This window comes from Nonomuraea sp. NPDC048882, assembly GCF_040649755.1.
Classification (GTDB): Bacteria; Actinomycetota; Actinomycetes; order Streptosporangiales; family Streptosporangiaceae; genus Nonomuraea; species Nonomuraea maheshkhaliensis.
The window spans coordinates 18,397-43,203 of record NZ_JBEZGB010000008.1; the positions used below are offsets into that span (position 1 = coordinate 18,397).

Below are 24,807 nucleotides of genomic sequence, written 5' to 3' on the forward strand. Positions count from 1 at the left end.
GCCGTCATGATGATCATCACCTCGCTCATCGCCCGGCCGAAGCAGTAGCCCCATGGCCGGACGGGCGCACGGGAGCTCCGGCTCCCGCGCGCCCCCTCTTCCGGACTCTCCGCACACACCACCGCCGGCGCGCCCGCGCCGCGACGACCCCGAAGGAGGAGCGCGATGTACGTCACCGTCAACGAGGTCATGACCCGCGAGGTCGTCTCGGTCCACGAGCACACGCCGTTCAAGGACATCGCCGAAGCGCTCATCGAACGCGGCATCGGCTCCGTCCCGGTGGTCGACGACGCCGGCCGCGTCCTCGGCGTCGTCTCCGAGGCCGACCTGCTGTGCAAGGAGCAGTTCCGGGAGCTCTACTACCAGGAGGGCTACCGGCCACCCCTGAAGACCCGGCTGCGCCACCGCCTGTCCCCGGACAGCGCCGGCCGGCGCCGCAAGGCCGCCGGCGACACCGCCTCCGAGCTGATGACCGCCCCCGCCGTCACCGTCCCCGCCACCACCTCGGTCGTACGGGCCGCCCGGACGATGGACGAGCACGGCGTCAAGCGTCTCGTCGTCACCGGCGAAGACGGCGCCCTGCGCGGCATCGTAAGCCGCCGTGACCTGCTGAAGGTCTTCGCCCGCTCCGACGAGGACATCGCCCGCACCATCCGCGAGGACGTGCTGGAACGTTCGCTCTGGATCGAGACCCTCGGCATCAGGGTGACGGTCGTCGGCGGCGTCGTGACGCTCACCGGCTGGATGGACCGCCGCAGCGACGCCAGGATCGCCGTCCGGATGACCGGCCGGGTGGACGGCGTGGTCGACGTCATCGACCAGCTCAGCTGGAAGCACGACGACACACGTTGAGGCACGCGACGAAACGGAAGCCGGCACCGTCCCGTTCCTGCGCGAGCTCGCGAACGTCCGGTGCACCTGTGACCTTCGGCCCGCCCGCGACGACCTTCGTCCCTCCCCCAGCCACCGCCCCTCGCGTGAGGCTGGAGTCAGGACGACAAGAGAGGGGCGTCACCATGACCGTCACCAAGGAAGACGTCAAGGTCCGCGGCACCGAGCTCGCCCGCAAGCTCAAGACGGCCCTGCACGAAGGCAACGTGCACCGGATCATCATCAAGGACTCGCACGGGCACACCGTGATGGAGATCCCGCTGACGGCGGGGGCCGTGGCGTTCGTCGCCGCCCCGTTCCTCACCGTGCTCGCCGGCCTGGCCGCCGTCGCCGCCGAGTGGACCTTCCGCATCGAACGGCAGCTCCAGGACGCGGAGAACACCGGCGCCTCCCCCACCATCGAGTCCGTCCCGAACGACGCGAGCAAGGCGCCGGCGGCCTGAGCCCCCCATCCTGATCCTCAGCGGCCATCCGTCACGTCGGGCACCAGCGTCTCCACCCGCGGCAGCCGCCGGTAGCCGCTGGACTCGGGCCGCGCCGGGATCTCCAGCGGCGGGCGCCGCACCTCCCGGTACGGGATCGTGGACAGCAGGTGGGAGATCATGTTGATCCTGGCCCGCCGCTTGTCCTCGCTCTCCACCTCGTACCAGGGCGCCTCGGGGATGTGGGTGTGGATCATCATCTCGTCCTTGGCGCGGGAGTACTCCTCCCAGCGGGTGATCGACTCCAGATCCATCGCGGACAACTTCCAGCGCCGCATCGGATCGTCCAGCCGGGCCCGGAAGCGGCGTTCCTGCTCGGCGTCGCTGACCGAGAACCAGTACTTGCGCAGCAGGATCCCGTCCTCCACGAGCAGCCGCTCGAAGATCGGGCACTGGTGCAGGAACCGGGTGTGCTCCTCCTGCGTGCAGAACCCCATCACCCGCTCGACCCCGGCCCGGTTGTACCAGCTCCGGTCGAACAGCACGATCTCCCCCGCGGCCGGCAGGTGCTCGACGTACCGCTGGAAGTACCACTGCGTCCGCTCCCGCTCGGTCGGCGCGGGCAGGGCGACGATCCTGGCCATGCGCGGATTGAGGTATTCGGCCACCCGTTTGATCGTGCTGCCCTTGCCCGCCGCGTCCCGTCCCTCGAAGACGATCACCACGCGGCGGCCCTCCGCCCGCACCCACTCCTGGACCTTCACCAGCTCCGCCTGCAAGCGGAACAGCCGCTTCTCGTACGGCTTGCGCCGCAGCCTGTCAGCGCCCACCACACCACCTCCCTCCCCTCCAGTGTGACGCCGGCCGACCAGCAGGAGAACGATCGATCGCCCCGTTGATCCCGCTCACTCCAGCAGATCGGTCAGCGGACGCCGGGGCAGGCCCCGGCCGTCGTCGAAGGCGACGCCGAACCGCATGAGCATCTGGGGATACCGGCCGGAGAAGAGCTCCTGGCGCAGGAACTCGCGCAGCAGGTCCGTCTCCAATGCCTGCGTGTGGAAGGCGGCGCTGACCCCGTGCGCGGACGCGTGCAGCAAGACCCGCTGCAGCGCCTGTCCCGTGGCGATCCACTCCTCGCGGCTGTCACCCGGCGTGGTCAGGACGGCGACGACGCCGGTCGCCGTCTCGCCGGCCTCACCCTCGACGCCCCAGTCGTGCCGCCAGGAGTAGTGACGCTGGGGGAAGTCCGGCTCCGTCGGCACGTGCTCGCGGGGATAGCTCCGCGCGGGCACCCCGTCGGCACGGGTGCTGCCCGGCGGCCGGGCCCATCGGATGAGCTCCAGGCTGAACCGCTCGTCCTGCGCCTGCACGCCCTGCGCGGCCTGGGTCAGCGCGGCCAGGACGTTCACCGCCGCGGACGAGCGGACCGGCGTCAACGTGGCGCCTTCGGCCATGGCCGCCTTGGCCAGCGACTCGACGAACCGGTCGGGCAGCGGCACGTCGGCGAACCCGGCCCGGTGGGTGTGACGCCGCTCGATCTCGCCGCCGAGCACCCAGGTCGGCTCGTCGGCCTCGGCCTCCACGCCCGGCCTGATCGTCGCCAGCAGCCCCGGACGGTCGGGATCGGGCAGGATCCGCACCACGGGCTCGTAGCCTTCACAACGCATCGCGGTGCGCATGGTGAACAGGGCGGCGCCGCAACTGATCAGCAGTTCCCGGCCGGCGGCGTCGCCGATCGGCAGTTTCCTGGCGGTGTCGGCTCTCAGGCCGATCTCCTCCCCGGAGACGGCGAAGGTCCAGGGCTGGGTGTTGTGCACGGACGGAGCCCAGCGGGCGGCCTCCACCGCCGCGTCCAGTGCCTGCTTGGGCGAGCGGGTGCTCATGGGCCACCTCCAGAAGGCGATGCCTCCAGCGCATCACATCGCGGGCGTCCGGTGAAGCACCCCGCTCCTGCGCTTGCCAAGCCTTGTCCGGCCGTGACGAAGGACGTCGGTCGTCGGGGAAGAGGACCTTAGCCCCTGCCCGATCACCGCCCCACGAGGGAGCCTGTGAACTGGACGGATAAGGAGGAGACGCCATGAAGGCACTCGTCTATCACGGACCTGGCCACCGCTCCTGGCAGGACGTTCCAGACCCGCGAATCACCGCCTCCACGGACGCGATCGTCCGCGTGGACGCGGTCACGATCTGCGGCACCGACCTGCACATCCTCAAGGGAGACGTGCCGGCCGTGGAGCCGGGCCGGATCCTCGGGCACGAGGCGGTCGGCACGGTGACCGCCGTGGGCAGCGCGGTCGGCACGGTCAAGGAGGGCGACCGGGTGCTCGTGTCCTGCATCACCGCCTGCGGGCGCTGCCGCTACTGCCGCACCGGCATGTACGGCCAGTGCCTGGGCGGCGGCGGCTGGATCCTCGGTCACCGCATCGACGGCACCCAGGCCGAGTACGTACGGGTGCCGTTCGCCGACACCTCCGTGCACCCGCTGCCCGACGCCGTGCCGGATGAGACGGCCCTCATGCTGGCCGACATCCTGCCCACCGCGTACGAGGTCGGCGTGCTGAACGGCCGCGTCCGGCCCGGCGACACCGTCGTGGTCGTGGGCGCGGGCCCGATCGGGCTGGCCGCGATCACGACGGCGCGGTTGTTCACGCCGAGCCACATCGTCGCCGTCGACCCCGCGCCGGCCCGGCTGGAGGCCGCCAAGCGGCTGGGCGCGGACGTGCTCGTCGGTGCCGGGGACGATCCCGCCGCCGCGATCGCCGAGCTCACCCGCGACCTGGGGGCCGACGTCGCCATCGAGGCGGTCGGCGTCCCGGAGACCTTCGAGCTGTGCACCCGCCTGGTACGCCCGGGAGGGCACGTGGCGAACGTCGGCGTGCACGGGGCACCCGCGACGCTGCATCTCGAGGACCTGTGGATCCGCAACGTGACCATCACCACGGGCTTGGTCGACACCCACTCCACACCGGCCCTCCTGGACATGATCGCCGCCGGACGGCTCGACCCGGCCGCCTTCATCACGCACCGCTTCGACCTGGACCACATGGACGAGGCCTACCGGACGTTCTCCGACCCGGTGGCGACCGGAGCGCTCAAGGTCGTCCTGACCAGACAGTGAGCCGGGCGGCGCGCAGGGCGGGCCCGCCGGCGCCGACCACGAACGGGAGCCGCACCATGCCCGAGGGATACGACGTACTGCTGCGCGACGGCGGCATGGCCCATGTCCGCCCGTTGCGTCCCGACGATCGCGACGCGTTGCACGAGCTGGTGGACCGCTCGTCGGAGCGCTCGGCCTACCTGCGCTTCTTCACCGGCGGCCGGAGCACCGCCCACACCTACATGAACCGCGTCACCAGCCCCGCCTACCACGGCCACGCGCTCGTCGCCGTCATGCGCGAGCGGCTGGTCGCGGTCGCGGAGTACATCCCGATCGACGGCGGCCGCGCCGACCTGGCCATCCTCATCGACGACGCCGTGCACGGCCACGGGCTCGGCACGCTGCTGCTGGAGCACGTCGCCCTGGACGCGGCCGAGCACGGCGTGCGCGAGCTGGTGGCCGACGTGCTGGCCGAGAACCGCCCGATGCTGCGGGTGCTGCGCGATCTCGGCCTGGACGTCACCCAGCGCAACGAGGGCGGCACGCTGCACGTCACCATCTCCGCCGAGCCGACGGCCAGGCTGCGGGAGGTCATCGAGGCCCGCGACCACGAAGCCGGGCGCGCCTCCCTCGCCCGCGTGCTCACCCCGCGCTCGGTGGCGGTCATCGGCGCCTCCCGCGACGCACGCGCCGTCGGGCACCAGGTGCTGCGCAACCTGATCGACGGGGGCTTCCCCGGGCCGATCCATCCGGTCAACCCCAAGGCCGCCGAGGTGGCCGGCCTGGCCTGCCACGACAAGGTGCCCAGCGGGGTGGATCTGGCCGTCGTGGCGGTGCCCGCCCGGCACGTGCCGGCCGTGGCCCGCGACTGCGCGGACGCGGGCGTGGCCGGGCTCGTAGTCCTGACGTCGGGGTTCGCCGAGACCGGGCGGCGCGACGCGGAGGCGGAGCTGCTGAAGATCTGCCGTACGGCCGGGATGCGGCTCATCGGCCCGAACTGCCTGGGCGTGGTCAACACCGGGGCCCGGCTGAACGCCAGCTTCCTGCCGCACCGACCCGTCCAAGGCCGGGTGGCGCTGATGTCGCAGTCGGGCGCCGTGGCCGCCGCGCTGCTGGACCGGCTGGAGGTCTCCTCGTTCGTCTCGGTCGGCAACAAGGCCGACGTCAGCGGCAACGACCTGCTCGAATACTGGGAGGACGACCCGGGCACCGACGTGATCGCCCTGTATCTCGAGTCGTTCGGCAATCCGCGCAAGTTCGCCAGGATCGCCCGCCGGGTGGCCGCGCGTAAACCGGTCCTGCTGGTCAAGAGCGGCCGCGGTGACGCCGGCGGCCGGGCCGTGCGCTCGCACACCGCCGCCGCGGCCACCCCCGACGTGGCGGTGGACGCGCTCACCCGCGCGGCCGGGGTCATCCGGCTCGACAGCGTGCACGAGCTCATCGACGCCGCCAAACTCCTGGCCGCCCAGCCGCTGCCCGAGGGCCCCCGGGTCGCCGTCGTCGGCAACTCGGGCGGGCCCCAGGCGATGGCCGCCGACGCCTGCGAGAGCCACGGCCTGAGCGTTCCCGAACTGCCACCCGGCCTGCTCGACGCCCGCGCCGCCGCCGCTCTGGGCAACCCGGTCGATCTCACCGCGGACGCCACCGCCGCCGAGATCGGCGCCGCCGTACGGGCGCTCGCCGGCTCGTCCGAGGTGGACGCGGTGCTCGTCGTCTACACGCCGCCGTTCGGCTCCGGGCTGGAGGAGACCCGCCGAGCCATCGCGGAGGCGGCGAAGGGGGCGCCCAAGCCGGTGCTGGCCTGCGTCGCCGGGCATGACGGGCTGATCGACGGGCGCGTCCCCAGCTACGCCTTCCCCGAGCAGGCTGTCCAGGCTCTCGCGCACGCCGTACGGGACGCGGCGTGGCGGCGCTCGGCGGCCCGGCCGGCGGCCGTCTCCGTACCGGCGGATGCCGAGGCGGCACGGCAGATCGTCCGGGATGCGCTGAAGGAGCAGCCGGACGGCGGCTGGCTCCCCCCAGAAGCGGCCGTCTCTCTGCTGCGCTGCTACGGCGTGAACGTGACCGAGTCGATCGAGGCGCACAGCGCCGAGGCCGCCGCCGAGGCGGCCGCGCGCGTCGGGCTGCCGGCCGTGCTCAAGGCCGTCGGTCCCGTGCACAAGAGCGAGGTCGGCGGCGTCCGGCTCGGCCTGCAGACCACCGACGAGGTACGCCAGGCTTATCACGACATGTCAGCCCGCATCGGCGCGGAGATGACCGGCGCCCTCGTCCAGCGCCTGGCGCCCGGCGGCGTCGAGATCATCGTCGGCGGCGTCAACTACCCGGCCTTCGGGCCGCTGGTCATGGTCGGCATGGGCGGCGTGCTGGCCGACCTGCTGGCCGACCGCGCCTTCCGGGTCCCGCCGATCGCCGACCCGGCCGCGATGCTCGCCGAACTGCGGTGCGCGCCGCTGCTGCACGGCTACCGCGGCGCACCCGCCGTGGACGCCGAGGCCCTCCAGGACCAGCTCGTCCGCGTCGGGCAACTGCTCGACGACCTGCCGCAGGTGGCCGAACTGGACCTCAACCCCGTCATCGTCTCCCCGGACGGCGCGCTCGCGGTGGACGCCCGTATCAGGGTCCTCTCCTGTCAACCGCCGCCGTCGCCCCTGCTGCGGCGCCTGCGCTGACGGCCCCGCCACCGACCATGAAGACCGACGACAGCACTCAGGAAGCCCGATCACCATGCTCGTACGCGAAGTCATGACCAGCCCGGCCGTCACCGTCCGCGACACCGACCCGGTGCGGCGAGCGGTGCGGGTCCTGCACGGCCACAACATCACCGCGGCTCCCGTCGTGGACGGCTCCGGCCGCCTCGCCGGTGTCGTCAGCGAGCTGGACCTGCTGCGCGGCGAGTTCGAGCCCGATCCCCGCGCCACAGTACGCCCCGTACCGGCGGCCGAGGCGCCGCTGCCCCGGCGGGTCATGGAGGTCATGACCAGGGGCGTCGCCACGGTCACCGAGACCACGGACGTCACCGCCGCCATCGACCTCATGGTGGGCAAGCGGATCAAGAGCCTGCCCGTGCTGCGCGGCCACGAGATCGTCGGCATGATCAGCCGCCGCGACCTGCTGGCCATGCTCGCCCGTCCCGACGAGGACCTGCGTCAGGCGGTCGTGGACGCGCTGCGCGAGCACTACCCCGCCGGGCCCGGCTGGGACGTCGCCGTCCACGACGGCGTGGCCGAGCTGAGCGGACCGTCCGACGAGCACGCGGGCCGCGTCGCCGACGTGCTCACCCGCACGGTGCCCGGCATCGTCCGGGTGCGGCACGTCAGGAGGACGCCGTGACGACCGCCGCCGGGAGGAAGCCCGGCGACCTCGCCGATCCGCCCCTGTGGGGCGGCGCCTGATCCTTTGCCGAACGCAAAGCCGCCGCCACGATCGATCAGACCTCGACCTGCACAGATATGAGTGCAGCAGGTAAGGGGAGGTGGGCCGCGATGGCCGGACCGATCGTGGTGGGGGTGGACGGCTCGGATCCGTCCCACGCGGCAGTGGAGTGGGCCGCCGCCGATGCCAGGGACAGACGGCTGCCCCTGAAGATCCTGCATGTGTGCGAGCAGTGGCGGGACGACCTCGACGGCAGGAAGTACTGCGCCGGCGTGCTGGAGGCGGCCGCCGGCCGGGCCCGGGAGATCGACGCCGGTATCGCGGTGGAAACGGAGTTGACCGGGGGCAACGTCGTGGACACCCTGATCGCCCGGTCGGCGTCCGCCGACTCGACGGTGCTCGGGAGCCGGGGCATGGGCGGGTTCGCGGGGCTGCTGCTCGGCTCGGTGACCATGGGGGTCGCGGGGCACGCCCAAGGCCCGGTCGTCGTCGTCCGCTCCCCCACCGCCACCAGGCACGATCAGATCGTGGTCGGCGACGACGGCTCCGACACCGCGCGGGAGGCGATGCTCTACTCCGTCGAGCAGGCCCGTGCCCGCCGGGCGCGGATCGTCGCCCTGCACGCCTGGCAGCAGCCGCTCGTCTCCGCCTACGGAGTCGAGATCGCCGGCCTGCTCGCGGAGGCCTTCGAGGAGGAGTGCCACGCCGCGCGGGAGCGGGTCGCCGCCTGGCGCGAGCAGCACCCCGACGTCGAGATCACCGGCCGGCAGGTCGCCGAGCATCCGGTTCCTGCCCTCGCCGACGCCTCCGCCTCGGCCGACCTGGTCGTGGTGGGATCGCGCGGGCTGGGCGGGTTCGCCTCCGCCGTACTCGGGTCGGTCGGTCACGGTCTGCTGCACCACGCCGAATGTCCGGTCGCCGTGGTCCGGCCGCGACAGGCTCGGTGAACGGTGGCGTGCTCGGAAGGACGTGCTCTTGTGTGCCCCGCGGCCTGTGCTCCCGCTGCCTGTGCCCCCGCGGCGTATGCCTCCGCGGCGGGTGCCCCGCGGCCGTCCTAGGCGCGCACCACCGCGACCGGGCAGGCGGCGTGGTGCAGCGTGCCGCGGCTGACCGAGCCGAGCAGGGCCGAGCCCAGTGTGCCGCGCCCGTGCGAGCCCACCACCACCAGGTCCGCCCGCTCGGACGCCTCGGTCAGGGCCTGCACCGGGTGCGCCTGGGGGACGTCCTCGACGACCGTCACCTGCGGATAGTCCTGCGCGAAGATCGCCACCCGGTCGCGGACGACCTGACGCCGCGCCGCGCGGATCTCGTCCAGGTCGTACGTGACCCCCGGGACGTACGCGTGCACAGGAAGCTGCCAGCCGTGCACCACCCGCAGCCTGGCGCCGCGCAGTTTCGCCTGTTCGAAGGCGTAGGCCAGCGCGGGCTCGCACTCCGGTGAGTCGTCCACGCCCACCACGATCTCCCCGTACGGCGCGGGCCGGCGCTCGCCGCGCACCACGACGACGGGACAGTGGACGTGTCCGGCCACGTGCGTGCTCACCGAGCCCAGCAGCGTGCCGGCGAAGCCGCCCAGTCCGCGGCTGCCGACGACGACCTCGGTGGCGTCCTTCGCCTGGTCCTCCAGGACCACGGCCGGGACGCCCTCGACGTCGAGCGTGGTGACCTCCACACCCGGCTGGCGGTCGTGGGCGACTTCCCGCGCGTCGCGCAGCACCTGCCGTCCGTTCCGCAGCAGGGTGTCGGGCATGTCCTCGATGGGGAACTTGCCGACCTGGTACCAGGAGCGGTCCACGGCGTGCATCACCCGCAGCGGCTCCCGCATCCGCAGGGCGTCGTCTGCGGCCCACTCGACGGCGGCCCGCGAGGGCACGGAGCCGTCCACACCCACGATGATCATTTCTCCTCCTTCGCACGTGCTCTTCACGTCGCAGGTGGTCACGCCATCCGCTGGGCCATCTCGGCCAGCCGGTTGGCGTAGCCCCACTCGTTGTCGTACCAGCCGAAGACCTTGACCAGGTCGCCGCTCGCCTGGGTGAGGGCGGAGTCGAACACGCACGAGGCCGGGTTGCCGATGATGTCGCGCGAGACCAGCGGGTCGGTGCTGTAACGCAGGATGTCCCGCAAGCCGCCCGCGGCAGCCGCGGCGAAGGCGTCGTTGACCTCCTCTACGGTGGCGGGGCGGCCGAGCCGGACGGACAGATCGGTGATCGAGCCGTCCTCCACCGGCACCCGGATGGCGACGCCGTCCAGGCGTCCGTCCAGCTCGGGCAGGACCTGGCCGACCATGCGGGCGGCACCGGTCGTGGTGGGCACGATGTTGACGGCGGCCGAACGGGCCCGGCGCGGGTCCTTGTGCGGGGCGTCCAGCAACATCTGGTCGCCGGTGTAGGCGTGGATGGTCGTCATGAAGCCGCGTACCAGGCCGAACCGCTCGTGCAGCACCTTGACCATCGGAGCCACGCAGTTCGTGGTGCAGGAGGCGAGCGAGACGATCTCGTACCGGGCCGGGTCGTGGACCGCGTCGTTGACACCGGGCACGATCGTGGCGTCCAGTCCCTTGCCCGGAGCCGACAGCAGCACCCGGCGCGCGCCGGCCTTCAGGTGCGCGGCCAGCGCCTCCCGCGTACGGAAGCGGCCGGTGGCGTCGATGACCAGCTCCACGCCGTGGCCCGCCCAGTCGATCTCGGCGGGGTCGCGGTGCGCGGTGACGGCGATGGTCCTGCCGCCGACCTCCAGCGCGCCCGGGGAGGCGGTGACGGGCAGGTCCAGCGGCCCGTACGTGGAGTCGTACTTGAGCAGGTGGGCCAGTGCGGCCGCGTCGGTGATGTCGTTGACGGCGACGATCTCCAGGCCGCTTTCAGAGCCGGCTTGGAGCGTACGGCGCAGGACGGCCCGGCCGATCCTGCCGAAACCATTGATACCGATTCTCATGCCCTCATCGTCCGGCGGCACCGGCGGGCCCGGCAGAGTCGAGCGTCCCCACCGGAGAGGACCTTCGGCCCGCCGAGTGAGCGCGCCAGGTGAGCCCGCCGGATGAGCGGGCCTGGGTGAGCGGCGAGCCGCTCAGGGCCGGAGGTCGGCTGGGCGAAGGTCGAAAGGCCCTGTCTGCGGTCGTCTGCGCTGGGTAGCGTCACCGACATGGCCGCTCTCGACCTGACCAGGCTGCGGGCCGTGATCTTCGACACCGATGGCGTCGTCACCGACACGGCCCGGGTGCACGCCGCCGCGTGGAAGCACGTGTTCGACCGTTTCCTGCGCGGCCGTTCCGCCCCGTTCGACATCCGTGAGGACTACCTGCGCCATGTGGACGGCCGGCCGCGGCTCGACGGGATCCGCACCTTCCTGGCCTCGCGTGGCATCACGCTGCCCGAGGGCGGTCCCGGCGACGAGCCGGGCGCGCCCACCGTGCACGGGCTGAGCATCGCCAAGGACTCGCTGTTCGTCCGGCAGGTCACCGAGGACGGCGTCGCCGCCTTCCCCTCGACCGTCGCCCTGGTGCACGAGCTGCGGCGGCGCGGCTGCCGGACCGCGGTGGTGTCGGCCAGCCGCCACTGCCGCCTGGTCGTCGGCTCCGCGGCCCTGATCCACCTGTTCGACGTCGTGGTCGACGGCGAAGACTCGGCGCGACTCGGCCTGCCGGGCAAGCCCGACCCGGCCCTGTTCCTCGAGGCCGCGCGACGGCTGGAGGTGCCCCCGTCCGAGGCGGTGGTCGTGGAGGACGCACTCCCCGGTGTGGAGGCCGGGCGCAGGGGCGGGTTCGGGCTGGTCGTCGGAGTCGACCGGACCGAATCGCAGGCGGCGGAGCTGCGACACGCGGGAGCCGACTTCGTGGTGCCGGACCTGGCCGACCTGGACGTGGCCGGACGTGTTCCGGTGGGTTCACGGTGAACGCCTGGACGCTCGTCTACGAGGGGTTCGACCCCGCCTCGGAGGGCCTGCGCGAGGCGCTGTGCACGCTCGGGAACGGCCGCTGGGCCACGCGCGGCGCCACGCCCGACGGCCTGGCCCGCACGCCCGGCACCTATCGGGCGGGCTGCTACGACCGGCTTGCCTCGCAGGTGGCGGGCCGGACGGTGGAGAACGAGGACCTGGTCAACCTGCCCGACTGGCTGCCGCTGACCTTCGCCACGCCGGGTTCGGACTGGTTCCGCCCGGACACAGCCGACCTGCCGGACTACCGTCAGGAGCTCGACCTGCGGCGCGGCCTGCTGCTGCGTACGCTGAGCTGGCGTGACGACGCCGGCCGCGTCACCCTGGTCCGGCAGCGCCGCCTGGTGTCCATGGCCGATCCTGCGCTGGCCGCGCTGGAGACCACGTTCACCGCCGAGAACTGGTCCGGCCCGCTCCGCGTCCGGGCCGGCCTGGACGGCCGGGTGACCAACCGCGGCGTCGCCCGCTACCGTGACCTGCGCGGCGACCACCTGACCCGCCACACCACCGGCACCGCGACCGGCGCCGACGCCGACGCCGACGCCGACGCCGACGCGGGCGCGGGCGCGGGCGCCGAGCTGACCTGGCTGACGGCGGAGACCCGCTCGTCCCGCATCACGGTGGCGCTGGCGGCGCGCGTGACCGCCCCGGTCCCCGGCTCGGTGTCGGCCGAGCCCGACCGGATCCACACCGATCTGGAGCTGGAACTGGCCGTGGGCGAGCCGGCGACGGTCTCGAAGATCGTCGCGCTGGTGACGTCCCGCGATCCGGCCATCCACGACCCGCTCACGACCGCCCGGCGGCGCGTCCAGGTGGCGCCCGGCTTCGATGAGCTGCTGGCCGCGCACGAGGCGGCGTGGGAGCGGCTGTGGGAGCGGGCCCGGCTGGACGTGGACGGGCCCGAACTGTCGCGGATCGTACATTGGCACGTCTTCCACCTGCTGCAGACGCTCAGCCCGCACACCGCCGACCTGGACGCCGGCGTACCCGCCCGCGGCCTGCACGGCGAGGCGTACCGAGGTCACGTGTTCTGGGACGAGCTGTTCGTGCTGCCCTGGCTGAACCTGCGCTTCCCCGAGATCTCGCTCGGCTCGCTGCGCTACCGCTGGCGGCGCCTGCCGGAGGCACGGGCGGCGGCGCGGGAGGCCGGGTTCGAGGGGGCGATGTTCCCCTGGCAGAGCGGCAGCGACGGCCGCGAGGAGACGCAGACGTTCCACCTCAACCCGGAGTCGGGCCGCTGGCTGCCGGACGTCTCCCACCTGCAGCGCCACGCCGGGCTGGCCATCGCCTACAACGTGTGGCAGTACCACCTGGTCACCGGCTCCATGCCGCCGTGGTGCGCCGAACTGCTCACCGACATCGCCCGCTTCTTCGCCTCACTGACCGTGCTCGACCCGCGCTCCGGCCGGTACGAGATCCGCGGCGTCATGGGCCCGGACGAATACCACACCGCCTACCCCGGCGCGCCGGCCCCCGGCCTGGACAACAACGCCTACACCAACGTCATGACCGTGTGGCTGCTCTCCCGCGCCCTCGACCTCGGCGTGGCCGGCCCTCAGGAGGCGACCCGCTGGACGGACATCACCCGGCGCATGCGGGTCGACTTCCACGACGGCGTCATCAGCCAGTTCACCGGCTACGCCGGCCTCGAAGAACTCGACTGGGGCCGCTACCGGGGCGTGCGCCGCCTGGATCGGGCGCTGGAGGCGGACGGCGACGACGTCAACCGGTACAAGGCCTCCAAGCAGGCCGACACGCTGATGCTGTTCTACCTGCTGACCGCCGGCGAGCTCACCGACATCCTGCACCGGCTCGGCTACTCCGCCGACGCCGGGCTGATCCCCCGTACGATCTCCTACTACCTGGACCGCACCAGTCACGGCTCCACCCTCAGCGCCGTCGTGCACGCCTGGGTCCTGGCCCGCTCCGACCGGGCCCGCTCCTGGCAGTTCTTCCGCGAGGCGCTGCTCAGCGACGTCCGCGACGTCCAGGGCGGCACCACCGCCGAGGGCATCCACCTGGGCGCCATGGCCGGCACGCTGGACATGCTGCAGCGCTGCTACCTGGGCCTGGAGCCACGGCCTGACGGCCTGCGCCTCGACCCGCTCCTGCCCGAGCGGCTCGGGTCGCTGTCCTTGACGATCCTCTTCCGTGGCCGCCGGCTCGCCATCGAGACCGGCCACGAACATACCCGCGTCGACGGCATCGTCCTGCCGCGCGGCGCCGACACCACGATTCCTTGGAGGACAACGCCCATGACCGGCGGCAACGGCGACTTCGCACGTCGCATCCACCACCTCCGCGACCGGCTCGGCCTCACGCTCGACCAGGTCGCGGACCGCGCCGACATGTCGTCGGGATACATCCATCATCTGGAGACCCACCTGGGCACTCCCGACCGGGGCACGGTGACCAGGCTGGCCAGGGCGCTGGAGACCACCGTCGAGGACCTGCTGGGCGGAGGGCACGACCGTCCTCCGGGCCAGGGCCCGGCGATGGACGAACCCGTCCTGGAGGTGCTGCCGACCGAGGAGTGCCTGCGCCTGATCGCGCCGGGCGGAATCGGCCGGGTGGCGTTCAGCGGCTCGCACGGGCCGACGGTGCTGCCCGTCAACTACAAGTACCATGACGGCGCCGTCGTCTTCCGCACCGCCCGCGGCGGCCCGATGGACCAGGACCTGCGCACCGGCCTGGAAGGGGTGGACGTCAAGATCGCCTTCCAGGTGGACCGGATCGACGAGGTCCGGCGAGCCGGCTGGAGCGTCCTCATCCAGGGGGCCGCCCATCACCTGCCGGACGACGAGGTGGCCAAGGTGGCGGAGGCCGGCGTCACCCCGTGGGCGGGCGGCGAACGCCACCTGTACATCCGCATCGTCCCGCAGCAGGTGACCGGCCGCCGCATCCACGGCCTGTGATGGAAGCAGCGAAGCCGACTGCCCGGGCTCAGTTTTCGCCGCTCGTCTCGCTTCGTACCACGACCAAGGGACATGGGGATCGGTGCAGCAGCGCATGGCTGACCGAGCCGAGCAGCATCCCGGTGAAGGTGCCGTGCCCGTGCGAGCCCACCATGAGCAGGTCGGCGCCTGCGGCCGCTTCGCGCAACACCGCCACCGGGTGGCCGTGGACGACGTCCGCGGTGACCGGTATATGGGGGTGATGCTCTCGATGTTCTGCGAGGATCTCCTTCAGGACGTGCGACTGATCGTGTTCTTCCTCGGGCACGGTGGGTTCGAACCCGCTCAGGTGGGGCCAGTTCCAGGCGAGCACCGCGTGCAACACCGTGCCGCGCAGCTCGGCCTCGGTGAAGGCCGCCTCCAGCACGCGATGTGCTTGTGGTGAGCTGTCCACGCCCACAACGATCTCGGGCCTTTCCCAGGGCAGGGCCCGAAGGACCACGAAGCCGCGCAGGTCATCGCTGCGCCGCACGATCGACACGTCCAGGCCCAGGACCTGCCCGGCCCAGGTGACCAGCCGTCCGGCGTAGCCGCCGTCGGCCCAGACCAGAGCGATCGTGGAGAACTTCTGGCGCAGCAGCGCCAGCACCGGAGGCGCGCCGTCGCGGTCCTGCACCGACGCGGCGGTGACCATCACGCACAACAGCAGCCCGAGCGTGTCGACCACGACGTGCCGTTTCTGCCCCTTCAGTTTCTTGCCCGCGTCGTAGCCGCGGCCGCCGCGCCGACGGTCTCGGCCGCCCGGACCGTCTGGGAGTCCACGCAGCCGGCAGCCGGCAGCTCACTGCGTCCGGCCAGAACGCGCAGACGACCACGCAGCCGCCCGGCCAGCCGTTCGGGCAGACCACACCGGGACCAACGCAGGAAGAACGCATAGATCGCCTTGTGCGGCGGGAAGTCGACCGGCAGGGCCCGCCACTCGAACCCGTACCGGGTCACGTAGTCGATCGCGTCCAGTGTCGCGCGCAGGTCATGCACCATCGGCCGGCCTGTCACCGTGACCAGCTCGGCCATCATGCCTCGCGCCTCGGGCTCCAGCACCTGCCCTTCGATGTCGGTGAGATCCGACGGGTATGCCGGTTTCCGATCGCGACATGCGCATCCCGATGAGGCACAACCGCTGGCGTTCACGGCTGCGGACGTGTAGACAGACAACCACGGGCTCCTGGCCGCTGAGCTGCTTAGACAACACCTCAGCTACCGGGAGCCCGCTCCCGTTCACCGGTCAACGGCCCAATGATGACCGCACCCCAACACTCTCCTGACTCGAGCCTCACCACCAAAGTCCTTCGTCAGCAGGCTCTGAGACCTTGTGCGCCAATGTCTGTTCTCCCAACCGGCAGCGGGACGACCGCTCGGCCGCGCACTTGTCCTCCCGCCGTGGCTCTATCGCCCGCGCCAACTGCCGAACTGGACCGGCTGCGCCATCAGGTGCTCCAAGAAGCCCGGATCGAGGCCGCCGCGATCCTCGCCCAGGCCCGCATCGACGCCGAGCAGCTCATCGCCTCTGCGCAGCTCATCGCCTCGGACACGCTGCAGCGTGCGCGGAGCCGGCAATTGCCGCGGCAGCAGGCCATAACAGGCCGGCCGGGCCAGAGCACGCAGTCGGCACCCGCACCCGCTGGCGGTGACGGCGGTGACGGCCCCGCGGCTATCATGGTGCTCAACGACCGCTGGCGCATCTACGCCCCCTTGAACGCCGACGCCAGCGCCATGGCCACCCTGTACAAGGCCTACGACCTCGCCGACCCCGCCACCACCGTCGTCGCCAAGGTGTTCCACCAGGCCAACAACGACCCCCAACGATTCCGCACCTTCCTGCGGGAAGTGCGCGGGATGCGCCTGCACCACCCGCACGTCGGACGGACCCTCGACTCCGGCCAGGACCGCAGATCCCAGGCGGTCTACCTCATCTCGCCCCTCTACCAGCCAGGCAGTCTCCACCTCCACCTCCACGGCAGGCCAAGCGCCGAGGTCTCGCTGACATGGAGCCTGCAGATCCTGGACCAGGTATTGGCCGGGCTGCAGGCCGCCGCCGCGAGCGACATCATCCACCTGGACATCAAGCCGCAGAACATCGTCCTGGACGGCCCCGCCACCATCAGGATCATCGACTGGGGCATGTCCCAGCTGCACCAGGCCGGCAAGAGCGTCTCCACGGTGTCCCCCGGCGGCACCAAGTGGTTCGCCAGCCCCGAGCAACTCGGCGTCACCGACGCCGCCCCCAGCACCCTGTCCGACCTGTACGGCGTCGGCGCCCTGACCTACTGGCTGCTGACAGGCCTGGCGCCGCTGCGACGCGAGCTCGAAACCGCCGTCGGCACCGACGCCGACCTGCTGCAGGTCCGCCACCTGATGCAAGCCGGAACCCGCCCTGAACGCGCCGACCGCCTCACCCCGGACGTGCCCGAACACCTGGGCCGGCTCATCGACCAGTGGCTCAGCTACACCCCTGCCGACCGCATCCCGCACGGACTGGATCCGACCGCAGCGCTCGACTGGGCGCGCACGGCCTTGGGCTCCTTGAGCGTGCAGAGATATCAGCGCTAGGAGGCGGACCGGCGCAGGTCTGCTCTGGCGATCCGCTCGACGAAGATCGGAACGAAGTCACGGATCGGCCGCCCATCGAAACGGTGGTGGGCCGCCACCACCGCAGAACGTACCCGTTCAGCCGAATGGCTGAGGGCGAAGGCTCCGGCCAACCGCGCCTCGAGTTCATCCACCGCCAGGAGTTCACGTCCGGCGACATCGATATCCATGTGCTCTCCCACGAAGGTGGCTGGAGGTCGTATCTTGCCGAGCACCGCGGAGCGGAGCCTGCTCACCGCCGTCTGACTAATCCTCGTTGTGTGTCGTCCGCGGCGGGTTGGCCGTGGCCTGCCGGCGCAGGTCGATGATCGGTTGCAGGAGCCACAGCCAGCAGGTCGCCAGCGCCGCCGCGGCGCCGAACACGATGGCCAGCCAGTTGCCGAGCACGACCTCGGCCACCAGGGCCATCGCGGCGGTGATCGCGACCGCCAAGGCTACGGCGCCGGCCAGGCCCAGCTCGTTGGCGCGATGCACGATCTTCTCCTTCAGCCCGGTACGAAACAGCAACCGGTGCTGAACAGCGGGCGTGATGAAACAGACCGAGGCGGTCGCCGCCCCCGTCAACGCGATGAAGAACAGCCAATGGCCCGAGGTGTCCACCTTGGCGAAGCCACTCTGAAACGGCATCGCCAGCAAAAAGGCGAACAGCACCTGCACCCCGGTCACCATGACCCGCAGCCCCTGCAGGAGTTCGGACAATTCCCGGTCGATGCGTTCCTTGTGGCTCTCGTCGGCGCTGCTCTCCTCGGCCGTCCCGGCCGAGGAGCCGCCATCGGTGGGAAGGCGACTTTGGCTCTCCTGATGAGGTAACGCCATCGGTCTGATACCTCCGTGAGTTATCGTGGCACGGCCACAGGGGGTGGATCCATCGCTCGTGTTCCCGCTCGCAGCCTCCTGAGCGCCTGTGGCCTACCGGCGGGAACCCGCGCCTCCGTGTGGGAGTGTCAGGGGTGGTCGAGCGGCTGCCCGAGCCCGGAGGGACCACTGATCACCGCCGATGAGGTCGTCGAACAAGGCGTGATAGTGCGTCATGGCCTGCCGCAGTTCCTTGATCGACACCCAACCGTTCATGGCGCGCCCGCTGACCTCGTGGGCTTGGCGGTAATGCTCCAGGGTGTGGCTGTGTCGCAGCGACAGGTCGGACGCCTGCTGCGCGAAGTCCTCAGTGCTGTATCCGCACTTGGCCATGACGGCTCTTACCAGTAGATCGGCCTCGTTGACAGCGGGACTCGGCTCGTTCACGAAACGCTCCTGCACCGCGGCCCACCTGTCGGCATAGCCGCGGCGCGATTCGGGATCGAGCGGCTGGATGTCGAGTGGGCCTGATCGCGTTCGATGGGCTCGCAGCTCACGCTCGGCCGCCCTGCGCTCGCCCGCGGCGGCAACCGTGCGCTCGTAGGCGGGGCCGAACCGCTCGCGAAGGCGACCCCGACGCCTCCGCAACAAGAAGAAACCCACGGTCGGCACCACCACCATCACCCCGACGATGACGGCCACCCACATCACGACCTCGGTAGACACGACCGCCTCCGCCCGATATTGCCAGCGCATCCCCATCCGAAGACAGGTAACCGGATACCGCCAGTCAACGCCGCCTGCCCGCAGACGGCCAGAGGCGTTCGCAGCAAAGCTCATCGCGGGAACTGATCGCCGCTCACGATCCTCGAGAGGATGAACCACTGCCCGCCTGGTTCATCAACCACACGTTCAGCCGTCGGCGGCGCCGGTCTGCTCGGGCGGCCCAGGCTTGTGCAGGCGCAAGCGGGAGTGGCCGTCGGGATGATCGAGCAGGACCTCGCCGCACAACCGGCGGACCACGCACAGGCCGAACCCGCGCGGCCTGCCAGGGGTTCCCGGTTCAGATGGTCGGCGGTCAGGGTGCCGGCGTCGCCAGGTCCTGTTCGGGGGTCAGTGCGATGGAACGGGGAGATCATAAAGAACGGGTCGCTCACCAGGCCGACTTCCCAGCCGACTTCGAGCGCGATGCTCAGCGCCAAAGCGGTCCATCCCACGGCCGCTCCGGCCCGCCGGAACAGTCCGAATGCCGCCACGGTGAGCCCTGCCATCACCCAGATGCCGGGCAGGATGACCGTGGTGAGGGCCAGGCCGCCGGCGAAGTCCCCGTCGCCGAGGCCCAGCGCGAGACCGGCGATCACCAGCACGGCGACGGGCACCGTGACGGCGAACACCAGGTGGCTGAGCGCCCAGCGCGCCCTGCTCACCGGACCGGACAGGAAGAGTTCGGTGGCCTCCGCACCACGCAGGCGCAGCACCGTCATGATCGCGTACATGGAGACCGAGTACACCGCCAGCTCGTACACGACGAGCTTGAAAAAGATCTCCGCGGGATCACCGGTTCCGGTTCGTCCGGCCCAGAAGTCCAGCGCTCCGCTCTGACCGAACGTCTCGACGGCGCTCTGCCCGCCCAGCCCGATCCCGGCGCCGATATCCCGGCGCGCTGACAGCGCGTAAGCGACCCAGACCAGGGCTGCGACGAACGCCGCCACCGGCAGGAACACCTACCACTGCTCGCCGCCGAAGGCGCGAGCGCGCAAGAACCAGCCGTTCGGCACCAGCCGGCCCAGCCAGTGCAGGCTCGGACCGCCCAGGTCGCTGAGGCCACGGATGAGGTACGCCGCGAAGAACACGGTGAAGGACACGGCGCCGGCCATCCGGGCACTCTGGCTCACCTGGACGGCGACCGCGGCCATGGCAGCTGCCACCCAGCCGCCCGAGGCGGCCGTCAGACCCCAGGCGAGTGACCCGGCCAGGGGAAGCGCGGCGCTCAGCCCGACCAGGGTGATCAGCACGGCCAGGACGGCATTGGCGGCCAGCACGACCGTGAGGGCGGCGCTCAGCGGTGCCTGCCGCGCCACGGCGGCCGAGCCGACGAGCTCACGCCGCCCTTGCTCCTCGTCGGAGCGAGTGTGCTTGACCAGGAGGATCACGCTGGCCAGGGCGGCGAAGATCGTGGTGGCGGCGCCCTGGTGCAGGTGCCCGCCACCTGGGTCCTGGCGGGGATGGGTGTCCTGACCTTCGGCCTGCTCCCGCGTGCCGCGGCGGCGATCTCCTGGGTGGCCTTCCTGTTCCTCAACCTTTTCGGCGAGGTGCTGGGGCCGATCCTCGACATTGACTACTGGATCGCCAAGTACGCCGTGCTCTATCCGAACCTGCCCATGGTCATCTCCGGTGAGCCCTTCACCGCCACCGCCGTCCTGATCATGATCGGCATCGCCGCCGTCCTCGTCACGGCCGGCCTCGCCGCTATCAGGCGATGGGCGCTCACCTAAGCCTCAGCGGCGGATGGCCGCCGATTCGAAAGGACAGGACGTCATGACCAGGGGAACCAAGCCCTTCGCCGGGTCGTTCAGATGGACGAGTGCTCGATTCCTGCAAGGCGGGAGATCGCTGTGGCCTTTGTGCGGCTGTCCGATGCCGGTGGGGCGAGCGCGCCCTCCGTCAGCACGATCCTCGCCACACCGCGAACGCAGCCCGGTGGTGTGCTGTCCGGCGAAGTGCGTCTGAGGGGCGGTGACGCCGGCGTCACGATCGACCGGATCTGCCTCGGCCTGGTCACCTCGCCATACGCGGCGCACGAAGCCGGCAGTCACCACACAATCGAGGAATTCTCGCAGGCTCAGGTCTCGGGCCATGCCGTTCTCCGGCCAGGTGAGGAAAAGGTGATCGCCTTTCAGGCCGCGATCCCATGGTGGACTCCCCTCAGCGAGATCGGCGGCCGGCATCTGCCGGGCATGGCGCTGGGCGTAAGAACCGAAGTCGCGATCGCCACGATCGTGGGCAGCAGCGATCTCGACCTGGTCACCGTCAAGCCGGCGCCTTCGCAGTCACGGGTACTGCAGGCATTCGCGCGACTCGGCTTTCCCTTCAAGTCCGCTGTCCTGCAGTCGAGCTCAGGAAAGGACCCACTACACGGACCACAGCTCCTCCAGAAGATCAAATTTCATCCCCCGAGCCATCACGCCGGAGTGGTGCACGAGGTCGGCGTGACGTTCGTGCCAAGTTCGTGCGACTTGGTGGTGGAGTTGCAGGGGGAGCACTCCAGATGCCAACGCCCTCATACCGAACGTTTCCAGATGACTCATGAGGAAGCGCTGCATACCGACTGGCCCAGTGAGATCGACCGCTGGCTCGTGACTCGCCCGGGGCGGGGCGGCCGGTAGACGCATCGCTTGGCGCCATGGCGCGTCACGGCTGTGGCGTCTGCCGGCGGACGTCGAGCCGGCCGTGCCGCATCCGGCCTGTCAGACGGATGTGCAACCTCTCCGCCGTTCCCCCGTCGGTGTCCCCGCTGATCGCCAATGTGCTGTGCCGTACCGAAAGCTCGTTGGCGTCCACCACCATGCCGGGCGCGAGCACCAGTTCTACGTTGCCGCCGCTCACCCGCAGCTCGATGACCAGCTCGGGCGCGCTGTGCGCGGCGCTGGTCAGGTCCAGCAGCACCTCGCACCACGCGGTGCGCAGCGCCAGCCGGTGCGGCAGCGTCCAGCGGCCGGCGCGGCGCACCGTACCGTGCCGCTCCTTGATGGTGAGCAGTTCGGCAGGTGGCTCGGCAGACGGCAGCATGAGTGCGCCACCGTTCCCTGGCACCGGGATCAAGTCGGTGACGAGCGGCGCCAGGGCGTCGAGGGTGCGGGCGGTCAGCGCCGCGTCCAACCGCTCGTCGAACTCGACCGGGTCGAGCCGGCCGTCGGCGACGGCGGCGCGCAGCAGCTCGGTGACCCGGTCGCGGTCCGCGTCGGACGCGCGCAGCGCCCGCGGGGAAGTCTTCTCCAGACCCCACACGGGGAACTCTTGCGTCATCAGGTTCTCCTTCCGCCGGCCCGGAGCGACACCTCGGGCCAGCCATGCCCGATCTCGACCGGGTGCCGGGCCGCCGTCAGCCGAGGCAGGCGCGGACGGCCGTGGCCAGATTTGCCGCGCGCGGGTCGTCGGGCCGGTAGTTCCAGAGGTTCGTGACGTAGGCGAAGCCGACTCCGGCGTCGGGGTCGGCGAAGCCGATCGAGCCGCCGGAGCCCGGGTGCCCGAACGACGCAGGCCCGGTCATCGGCATCGGCTGGCAGGCCCGCCAGAAGCCGAGCGACATCCAGAAGGAGCGGTCGGCCGGGACGTTCAGGCCGGGCGGCAGCCCGTGCATCGGTGTCGTGTCGGTCTGCACGTCCGTCATCCGCTCGACGGTCGATGGGTTGAGCAGTCGTACCCCGTCGACGTCGCTGACGGTGGCGGCGTACATGCGCGCCACCGACCGGGCGTCGGCGAGCATGTTCGCGGCCGGGAACTCGGCGGCGCGCCAGGCACGCGTGAGGTGATAGTCGGGAGTGGTCAGGGCGCCGCCGAGCTCGCCGGCGCGGGCCTGGACCGAGCCCGGCGCCCACACGGCGTTCACCCAGGCGGTGACCGTGTCCGCGTCGAGGCCGGTGGTCGCGATCAGCCCGGCCAGCAACTCCTCGTAGCTGAACGGGGCTGCCTCGTGCAGCCGGGCCACCCGCTTCTCCTGCTTCTCCGGCAGCCCGATCCAGGCGCTCAGCCCGAGCGGGGCGGCCACCTCCTCGGCGAAGAAGGTGCCAAGCGACTTGCCGGTGATCCGGCGAACGACCTCGCCGACCAGGAACCCGTAGGTGACGCTGTGGTAGACGTGCTCGGCGCCCGGCTGCCACAGCGGCTCCTGCGCCTCGAGCGCGCGGATGACCGGGTGCCAGGCGCACGCCTGCTCGAACGTCAGCGGCCCGTCCACGATCGGCAGGCCAGCCTGGTGCGACAGTAACCAGCGCACCGGGATCTGCTGCTTGCCGGCGGCGGCGAACTCCGGCCAGTAGCGCGCCACCGGGGCGTCCAGGTCCAGCAGGCCGCGCTGGACCAGCAGGTGGGCGCAGATGGCGGTGGCGCCCTTCGTGGTGGAGGCGACCTGGACGATGGTGTTCTTGCGCCATGGCCGCCGCGCCTCGCGATCGGCCAGGCCGCCCCACAGGTTGACGACGGGACGGCCGCCGACGTAGACACTGCACGCCGCGCCGACCTCGCCAGGATTCTGGAAGTTCTTGCGGAACGCGTCGGCGACCTTTCCCCAGCCGTGCTCGACGCCGCGCTCGCCGTCGTCCACGGAGGCGCCGGCGGGGCCGGTGAGGGCAGCGTGCGTGCCGGCGAGCGCGCCGGCGCCCAGCACGCCCTTCAGCACGGTCCGGCGCCCGATGTTTCCCTGCTCGGGTGTTCCGTTAGGCATGATGTCATTCCTCTCGATTGGTCCGAGATTTCGGGATCACCTGGTGTGACGGTGCAAGCGCCGGCTTCGCGGCTCTGGTGACTGAGCCGTCCACGTCCGGTTCGTGGTTACGCGTCCCAGGTGACCGGCAGGCTCTTGACGCCGTAGATGTCGGCGATCTCCGGGCGCAGGGCGACCTGTTCGGCCGGTACGGCCAGGCGGAGGGTCGGGAAGCGGTTGAGCAGGGCCGGGAAGGCCACGCGCATCTCGACGCGGGCGAGCTGCTGGCCCAGGCACTGGTGGATGCCGTGGCTGAAGGCCAGGTGGCCGCCGTCCTGCCGGTGGATGTCGAGGGTGTGGGGGTCGGTGAAGCGGGCGGGGTCGCGGTTGGCGGCGTTCAGGGCCAGGACGACCGTCGAGCCGGCGGTGATGGTGTGGCCGCCCAGCTCGACGTCCTCCAGCGCGACCCGGAAGAACTGCTTGGCGACCGTCAGGTAACGCAGCAGTTCTTCCACCGCCTGGTCGGTGAGCGACGGGTCGGCGCGCAGCGCGGCCGGCTGGTCGGGGTTCTGCAGCAGGGCGAAGGTGCCCAGAGCGAGCATGTTGGCGGTGGTGTCGAAGCCGGCCGACAGCAGGATCAGGGCCATGCCCTGCAGCTCCTCGTCGGTGAGGTCGCTGTCGAGCAGGTCGCTGAGCACGTCGTCGGTGGGGTTGGCGCGCTTGGCGGCGACCAGCTCGGCGAGGTACTGCTGGACTGCGACGTAGGCGGTGCCCACCTCCTCGTCGCTGGCCTCGCCGCCGAGGAACTTGTCGATGTTGTCCTGGAAGAAACCCCGGTCCTCGTACGGCACGCCGAGCAGCTCGCAGATCACGATGGCCGGGATCGGCTTGGCGAACGCCGTCACCAGGTCCACGGTCGGCCCGGCCTTCTCCATGGCGTCCAGGTGCTCGGCGGTGATCTGCTCGACCCGCTCGGTGAGCAGCCGCATCCGGCGGACGGTGAACTTGCCGACCAGCGGCTTGCGATAGCGGCCGTGTTGTGGCTCGTCCATCAGCAGGAACTCACCGGGCGGCGCCGGGGGCACCTCGATGTCGCCGTAGTCGATGACCGGGTGGTGGCGCATCAGCTCCCGGCGGGAGCTGAAGCGGGGGTCGGCCAGGATCGAGCGGGTCAGGTCGTAGCCGGTGACCACCCAGCCCTGGTGGCCGTCGGGGAAGGTGAAACGGCTGATCGGGCTCTGCTCCCGGGCGTCGACCAGCTCCTTGGGCGGGTCGAAGGGGCAGCCGGAGGAGCGGCTGGTGGGCATCGAGGGGAGGGTGTGGGTCATGGCC

General features: G+C 71.3%; 25 protein-coding genes. 11 read left to right on the forward strand and 14 right to left on the reverse strand.

The genetic code is table 11. The annotated features are described in order from the left end of the window. The first annotated feature begins 165 nt into the window (after positions 1 to 165). Together AB0C27_RS27505 and AB0C27_RS27510 are read left to right on the forward strand one after the other, a co-directional pair. A complete protein-coding gene (locus AB0C27_RS27505) occupies positions 166 to 852 on the forward strand; it encodes a CBS domain-containing protein (RefSeq protein WP_357848978.1) in 687 nt (228 codons plus the stop codon). A 164-nt stretch (positions 853 to 1,016) separates the two neighbouring features. After that, entirely contained in the window at positions 1,017 to 1,334 is a 318-nt protein-coding gene (locus tag AB0C27_RS27510; RefSeq protein WP_357848980.1) for a DUF4342 domain-containing protein, read from the forward strand. Positions 1,335 to 1,351: 17 nt separating this feature from the next. Here the strand turns inward: AB0C27_RS27510 and ppk2 are convergent, their stop codons facing one another. Both ppk2 and AB0C27_RS27520 read right to left on the reverse strand, forming a co-directional pair. Beyond that, complete coding sequence (ppk2, locus tag AB0C27_RS27515) at positions 1,352 to 2,143, reverse strand: polyphosphate kinase 2 (RefSeq protein WP_357848983.1); 792 nt, start codon at positions 2,141 to 2,143, stop codon at positions 1,352 to 1,354. Between the two features lie 75 nt (positions 2,144 to 2,218). Then, positions 2,219 to 3,196: a nitroreductase family protein gene (locus AB0C27_RS27520; RefSeq protein ID WP_357848986.1), complete on the reverse strand. Its 978-nt coding sequence runs from the start codon at positions 3,194 to 3,196 to the stop codon at positions 2,219 to 2,221. 194 nt (positions 3,197 to 3,390) lie between these two features. On the opposite strand from AB0C27_RS27520, the gene AB0C27_RS27525 reads away from it, so the two are divergent. The 4 genes from AB0C27_RS27525 (at position 3,391) to AB0C27_RS27540 (ending at position 8,729) form a co-directional block, all read left to right on the forward strand. Next, entirely contained in the window at positions 3,391 to 4,431 is a 1,041-nt protein-coding gene (locus AB0C27_RS27525; protein WP_357848989.1) for a zinc-dependent alcohol dehydrogenase family protein, read from the forward strand. A 56-nt stretch (positions 4,432 to 4,487) separates the two neighbouring features. Further along, entirely contained in the window at positions 4,488 to 7,079 is a 2,592-nt protein-coding gene (locus tag AB0C27_RS27530; RefSeq protein ID WP_357848992.1) for a GNAT family N-acetyltransferase, read from the forward strand. A 55-nt stretch (positions 7,080 to 7,134) separates the two neighbouring features. Further along, entirely contained in the window at positions 7,135 to 7,740 is a 606-nt protein-coding gene (locus tag AB0C27_RS27535; RefSeq protein ID WP_357848995.1) for a CBS domain-containing protein, read from the forward strand. A gap of 152 nt (positions 7,741 to 7,892) precedes the next feature. Further along, a complete protein-coding gene (locus tag AB0C27_RS27540) occupies positions 7,893 to 8,729 on the forward strand; it encodes a universal stress protein (protein ID WP_357848998.1) in 837 nt (278 codons plus the stop codon). Positions 8,730 to 8,836: 107 nt separating this feature from the next. On the opposite strand, the gene AB0C27_RS27545 is transcribed toward AB0C27_RS27540, so the two are convergent. Continuing rightward, positions 8,837 to 9,682: a universal stress protein gene (locus tag AB0C27_RS27545; protein ID WP_357849001.1), complete on the reverse strand. Its 846-nt coding sequence runs from the start codon at positions 9,680 to 9,682 to the stop codon at positions 8,837 to 8,839. Between the two features lie 38 nt (positions 9,683 to 9,720). Then, positions 9,721 to 10,716, reverse strand: a complete 996-nt coding sequence (gene gap, locus AB0C27_RS27550) for a type I glyceraldehyde-3-phosphate dehydrogenase (protein WP_357849004.1) — start codon at positions 10,714 to 10,716, stop codon at positions 9,721 to 9,723. A gap of 207 nt (positions 10,717 to 10,923) precedes the next feature. Between gap and AB0C27_RS27555 the strand changes: the two genes are divergently transcribed. Both AB0C27_RS27555 and AB0C27_RS27560 read left to right on the forward strand, forming a co-directional pair. Continuing rightward, complete coding sequence (locus AB0C27_RS27555; protein WP_357849007.1) at positions 10,924 to 11,673, forward strand: HAD-IA family hydrolase; 750 nt, start codon at positions 10,924 to 10,926, stop codon at positions 11,671 to 11,673. Further along, positions 11,670 to 14,630 (forward strand): pyridoxamine 5'-phosphate oxidase family protein, encoded by a 2,961-nt coding sequence (locus AB0C27_RS27560; protein ID WP_357849010.1) that lies wholly within the window; start codon positions 11,670 to 11,672, stop codon positions 14,628 to 14,630. The genes AB0C27_RS27555 and AB0C27_RS27560 overlap by 4 nt, the downstream gene beginning before the upstream one ends. Positions 14,631 to 14,658: 28 nt before the next feature. On the opposite strand, the gene AB0C27_RS27565 is transcribed toward AB0C27_RS27560, so the two are convergent. Beyond that, positions 14,659 to 15,336, reverse strand: a complete 678-nt coding sequence (locus tag AB0C27_RS27565) for a universal stress protein (RefSeq protein ID WP_357849013.1) — start codon at positions 15,334 to 15,336, stop codon at positions 14,659 to 14,661. A 20-nt stretch (positions 15,337 to 15,356) separates the two neighbouring features. Further along, complete coding sequence (locus tag AB0C27_RS27570; RefSeq protein WP_357849016.1) at positions 15,357 to 15,710, reverse strand: transposase; 354 nt, start codon at positions 15,708 to 15,710, stop codon at positions 15,357 to 15,359. Between the two features lie 339 nt (positions 15,711 to 16,049). Here AB0C27_RS27570 and AB0C27_RS27575 point away from each other — a divergent pair, with 339 nt between their 5' ends. Continuing rightward, positions 16,050 to 17,219 (forward strand): protein kinase, encoded by a 1,170-nt coding sequence (locus AB0C27_RS27575; protein WP_357849019.1) that lies wholly within the window; start codon positions 16,050 to 16,052, stop codon positions 17,217 to 17,219. Here AB0C27_RS27575 and AB0C27_RS27580 read toward each other — a convergent pair. From AB0C27_RS27580 to AB0C27_RS27600, 5 genes are all read right to left on the reverse strand, one after another. After that, positions 17,216 to 17,428 (reverse strand): three-helix bundle dimerization domain-containing protein, encoded by a 213-nt coding sequence (locus AB0C27_RS27580; protein WP_357849022.1) that lies wholly within the window; start codon positions 17,426 to 17,428, stop codon positions 17,216 to 17,218. The two genes, AB0C27_RS27575 and AB0C27_RS27580, sit on opposite strands and share 4 nt — an antisense overlap. A 76-nt stretch (positions 17,429 to 17,504) precedes the next feature. Further along, positions 17,505 to 18,074: a DUF6328 family protein gene (locus tag AB0C27_RS27585; RefSeq protein WP_357849025.1), complete on the reverse strand. Its 570-nt coding sequence runs from the start codon at positions 18,072 to 18,074 to the stop codon at positions 17,505 to 17,507. A gap of 93 nt (positions 18,075 to 18,167) precedes the next feature. Next, positions 18,168 to 18,779, reverse strand: a complete 612-nt coding sequence (locus AB0C27_RS27590) for a hypothetical protein (protein WP_357849028.1) — start codon at positions 18,777 to 18,779, stop codon at positions 18,168 to 18,170. 110 nt (positions 18,780 to 18,889) lie between these two features. After that, positions 18,890 to 19,777 (reverse strand): hypothetical protein, encoded by an 888-nt coding sequence (locus AB0C27_RS27595; protein ID WP_357849031.1) that lies wholly within the window; start codon positions 19,775 to 19,777, stop codon positions 18,890 to 18,892. Beyond that, positions 19,778 to 20,206, reverse strand: coding sequence for a hypothetical protein (locus AB0C27_RS27600; RefSeq protein ID WP_357849034.1), 429 nt, complete (start codon positions 20,204 to 20,206; stop codon positions 19,778 to 19,780). It abuts the gene before it with no gap. Here AB0C27_RS27600 and AB0C27_RS27605 point away from each other — a divergent pair. After that, positions 20,186 to 20,548 (forward strand): hypothetical protein, encoded by a 363-nt coding sequence (locus AB0C27_RS27605; RefSeq protein ID WP_357849036.1) that lies wholly within the window; start codon positions 20,186 to 20,188, stop codon positions 20,546 to 20,548. The genes AB0C27_RS27600 and AB0C27_RS27605 overlap by 21 nt on opposite strands. A 120-nt stretch (positions 20,549 to 20,668) precedes the next feature. Next, a complete protein-coding gene (locus AB0C27_RS27610) occupies positions 20,669 to 21,439 on the forward strand; it encodes a sporulation protein (protein ID WP_357849039.1) in 771 nt (256 codons plus the stop codon). A 25-nt stretch (positions 21,440 to 21,464) separates the two neighbouring features. Here the strand turns inward: AB0C27_RS27610 and AB0C27_RS27615 are convergent, their stop codons facing one another. The 3 genes from AB0C27_RS27615 to AB0C27_RS27625 form a co-directional block, all read right to left on the reverse strand. Further along, on the reverse strand, positions 21,465 to 22,079 hold the full coding sequence (locus tag AB0C27_RS27615; RefSeq protein ID WP_357849042.1) for a DUF1707 domain-containing protein: 615 nt from the start codon (positions 22,077 to 22,079) through the stop codon (positions 21,465 to 21,467). A gap of 76 nt (positions 22,080 to 22,155) precedes the next feature. Beyond that, entirely contained in the window at positions 22,156 to 23,496 is a 1,341-nt protein-coding gene (locus AB0C27_RS27620) for a serine hydrolase domain-containing protein (protein ID WP_357849045.1), read from the reverse strand. 107 nt (positions 23,497 to 23,603) lie between these two features. After that, positions 23,604 to 24,803, reverse strand: coding sequence for a cytochrome P450 (locus tag AB0C27_RS27625; protein WP_357849048.1), 1,200 nt, complete (start codon positions 24,801 to 24,803; stop codon positions 23,604 to 23,606). Between the last annotated feature and the right edge of the window lie 4 nt (positions 24,804 to 24,807).

What these genes read in the sequence shown, in the direction of transcription:
- AB0C27_RS27535 (WP_357848995.1), top strand. Translation starts at nt 7,135, where the DNA reads ATGCTCGTACGCGAAGTCATGACCAGCCCGGCCGTCACCGTCCGCGAC.
- AB0C27_RS27615 (WP_357849042.1), bottom strand. Translation starts at nt 22,079, where the DNA reads ATGACGCAAGAGTTCCCCGTGTGGGGTCTGGAGAAGACTTCCCCGCGG.
- AB0C27_RS27585 (WP_357849025.1), bottom strand. Translation starts at nt 18,074, where the DNA reads ATGGCGTTACCTCATCAGGAGAGCCAAAGTCGCCTTCCCACCGATGGC.
- AB0C27_RS27545 (WP_357849001.1), bottom strand. Translation starts at nt 9,682, where the DNA reads ATGATCATCGTGGGTGTGGACGGCTCCGTGCCCTCGCGGGCCGCCGTC.
- AB0C27_RS27520 (WP_357848986.1), bottom strand. Translation starts at nt 3,196, where the DNA reads ATGAGCACCCGCTCGCCCAAGCAGGCACTGGACGCGGCGGTGGAGGCC.
- AB0C27_RS27540 (WP_357848998.1), top strand. Translation starts at nt 7,893, where the DNA reads ATGGCCGGACCGATCGTGGTGGGGGTGGACGGCTCGGATCCGTCCCAC.
- AB0C27_RS27580 (WP_357849022.1), bottom strand. Translation starts at nt 17,428, where the DNA reads ATGGATATCGATGTCGCCGGACGTGAACTCCTGGCGGTGGATGAACTC.
- AB0C27_RS27620 (WP_357849045.1), bottom strand. Translation starts at nt 23,496, where the DNA reads ATGCCTAACGGAACACCCGAGCAGGGAAACATCGGGCGCCGGACCGTG.
- gap (WP_357849004.1), bottom strand. Translation starts at nt 10,716, where the DNA reads ATGAGAATCGGTATCAATGGTTTCGGCAGGATCGGCCGGGCCGTCCTG.
- AB0C27_RS27625 (WP_357849048.1), bottom strand. Translation starts at nt 24,803, where the DNA reads ATGACCCACACCCTCCCCTCGATGCCCACCAGCCGCTCCTCCGGCTGC.
- AB0C27_RS27525 (WP_357848989.1), top strand. Translation starts at nt 3,391, where the DNA reads ATGAAGGCACTCGTCTATCACGGACCTGGCCACCGCTCCTGGCAGGAC.
- AB0C27_RS27555 (WP_357849007.1), top strand. Translation starts at nt 10,924, where the DNA reads ATGGCCGCTCTCGACCTGACCAGGCTGCGGGCCGTGATCTTCGACACC.
- AB0C27_RS27505 (WP_357848978.1), top strand. Translation starts at nt 166, where the DNA reads ATGTACGTCACCGTCAACGAGGTCATGACCCGCGAGGTCGTCTCGGTC.
- AB0C27_RS27510 (WP_357848980.1), top strand. Translation starts at nt 1,017, where the DNA reads ATGACCGTCACCAAGGAAGACGTCAAGGTCCGCGGCACCGAGCTCGCC.
- AB0C27_RS27530 (WP_357848992.1), top strand. Translation starts at nt 4,488, where the DNA reads ATGCCCGAGGGATACGACGTACTGCTGCGCGACGGCGGCATGGCCCAT.